A 2,680-nucleotide genomic window follows, 5' to 3' on the forward strand; every position below is an offset into this window, starting at 1 on the left:
TGGTGGGGGTGGTGAAGGGCGTGGGGTACCTGGGCCAGTTCTATTTCATGGGCCTGTTCGCGCAGCGGGTGGTGAGGGATGTGCGGCGCGAGCTCTTCATGAAGCTCACGTCGTTGTCTCCCGCGCAGCTGGCGCGAGAGCGGCAGGGTGACCTGCTCAGCCGATTCACCTCGGACGTCACGGCGGTGGAGGCGGCGGCGATGTACACGGTGGGCTCGTACCTGCGCGACAGCCTCCAGGTCATCATCCTGGCGGGCGTGGCGCTGTCGATGAGTCCGCTGTTGGGTGGGTTGATGCTGGTGGTGATTCCACTGGCGGCTCTGCCCGCGTCCAAGCTGACGCGCAAGGTGTTGAAGGGCACGCGCGAGGGGCAGACGCAGCTGGGGCACCTGGCGGGCCAACTCCACGAAGGGCTGGGCGGGCTGCGGACGATTCAGGCCTTCAACGGGCAGTCGGCGGAGCTGGCGCGTTTCGCGTCGCACGCGAAGGCGCACGAGGACGCGGTGGTGGGCGCGGCGTGGGCGCGAGGCGCGGTGCCAGGGGTGATGGAGGTCCTGGCGGCGGCGGCGCTTGCGGGCGCGTTGGCCTACGCGGCGGGTGCTCGACTGATGGAGCCGGAGGCCCTGCTCTCGCTGCTGACGGCGGTCATCCTGGTGTACCAGCCCGTGAAGGACCTGGGCCGGGTGACGCAGTTCGCGATGCAGGCGGGGGCCGCGGGTGAGCGGTTGTTCGCGCTGCTGGATTTGAAGCACCCGGTGCTGGATGCGCCGGACGCGGTGCCGGCGCCGCCCCTGTCGCAGTCCATTCGTCTGGAAGACGTTCGCTTTGCCTACGGTGACCGGCCCGCGCTGGATGGGGTGACACTGGAGCTGAAGGCGGGCCAGGTGACCGCGTTGGTGGGTGGCAGTGGGGGCGGCAAGAGCACGGTGACGACGCTGCTGCTGCGCTTCGAGCGACCCCAAGCGGGGCGCCTGTTGCTGGATGGCGTGGACATGGATCGGTACACGGCGGCGAGTCTTCGCGAGCAGCTCGCGCTGGTGACGCAGGAGCCGCTGTTGTTCCAGGGCTCGGTGTTGGAGAACCTGCGTTATGCGAGGCCGGATGCCACGCGCGAGGACGTGGAGGCGGCGGCGCGGGTCGCGAACGCGGACGGTTTCATCCGGACCTTGCCTCAGGGCTACGACACGCGAATCGGTGAGCGGGGCGTGACGCTGAGCGGTGGGCAACGGCAGCGGCTGTGTATCGCGCGAGCGGTGCTGGCGCGTGCGCGGGTGCTGGTGCTGGACGAGGCCACGAGCAGTCTGGACCCGGAGAGCGAGCGTGAGGTTCAGGCCGCGCTGGCGGCGGTGCTGCCGGGACGCACGGCCCTGGTCATCGCGCACCGGTTGTCGACGGTGGTGAACGCGGACGTGCTCCACGTCATGGAAGCGGGCCGCGCGGTGGAGAGTGGCACGCACGCGGAGCTGCTCCAGAAGGGTGGGCGCTACGCGGCGCTGTGGCGGATGCAGACGGAGGGACCTGTCGAGCGAGGCGCCGCGTGAGCGGGACGCGGGTCGCAAGCGGCGTCATGTGTCCCGGGCTCGGTCGGTGGCGAGGATGAACCCGCGCCGTAGTCGTCCCGCGCGGGGCCAGGCGAGTGCCGGGCAGTACGCCGCCCTGTGGCACGCTCGGACCGAGGCTGAAACGAGCCCGCCTCGCGAGGCAGCGGGGATGGTCATGTGGGCACGGGACGAAGTGCTCGGGCGGTACCGAGGATGAGTCGACTTCGCAAGGGCGCGGGCAAGGCCGTCCAGGCACTGGCGGGCCTGATCTTGTTGGTGCTGGGGCTCTGCGGCTTCTTCGCGTTGCCCGCCTCGTACGCGACGTATCCGGTGGTTCCTCCAAAGGAGGTCGCGCCGAGGTGGGTCCGAGGCGCGTTCCACGTGCACACCACGCGTTCGGACGGACGGGGCAGTCCCCTGGCGGTGGCGCGCGCGGCGAAGGCGGCCGGTCTCGACTTCGTGCTGCTCACGGACCACAACGACTTCACCCCGCCGGCGCCCACATGGGTGGACGGAGTGTTGCTGGTTCCGGGCGTGGAGATCTCCACGTCGGCGGGACACCTGATTGCCTTCGGCATGGAGCGCCCGCTGGAGGGCATGCAGCGGTGGATGCCCTCGGGCGATGCTGTGCGCGCCGTGCACGCGGCGGGAGGGACGACGGTGCTCGCGCACCCGGTGCAGCGTCACAACCCATGGACTGACTCGGAGAGCGCGAGTCAGGCGAAGGGCTTCGAGCTGTACTCCGCGGACACCTTCTTCCGGCACGCGATGCGCAATCCGATGAGCCGGTTGCTCCCAGCGGTGGGCGCCTATCTGGCGAACCCGATGCACGGGGTGATGGTGCTCGTGGCGCCCGAGCCCGAGCCCGGGGAGCGCTTCATGGAACTCGCGCGCGAGCAGCCCCAGCTCGCGTTCTGCGCGCACGATGCCCACGGCCTGCCGTCCTACGAGTCCGTGTTTCGCTCCCTTGCGATGTACCTGCCGCCAGCGCAGGTCCCCGCGCCCCTGCCCTCGGATGCGAAGGCGGCGGCGGCGCTGGTGACGGGGGCGCTGCGAGGTGGGGGGGCCCTGTGTTCCTTCCGCGCCCTGGGGGAACCCGAGGGCTTCGCGCTGGAGGGGGTGGACCCGGAGCGCAGGGA

The 2,680-nt window shown here is 70.6% G+C and carries 2 protein-coding genes; both read left to right on the forward strand.

The features are described 5' to 3' along the window. Positions 1-1,541: ABC transporter ATP-binding protein (locus HR086_RS46145; RefSeq protein WP_174468837.1), on the forward strand; the 1,541-nt coding region annotated here is incomplete at its 5' end. A 213-nt stretch (positions 1,542-1,754) separates the two neighbouring features. Continuing rightward, on the forward strand, positions 1,755-2,680 hold a 926-nt coding region (locus HR086_RS46150; protein WP_174468838.1), incomplete at its 3' end, for a PHP domain-containing protein.

This window comes from Myxococcus sp. CA039A (genome assembly GCF_013336645.1).
In the GTDB taxonomy this organism is placed as follows: domain Bacteria; phylum Myxococcota; class Myxococcia; order Myxococcales; family Myxococcaceae; genus Myxococcus; species Myxococcus llanfairpwllgwyngyllgogerychwyrndrobwllllantysiliogogogochensis.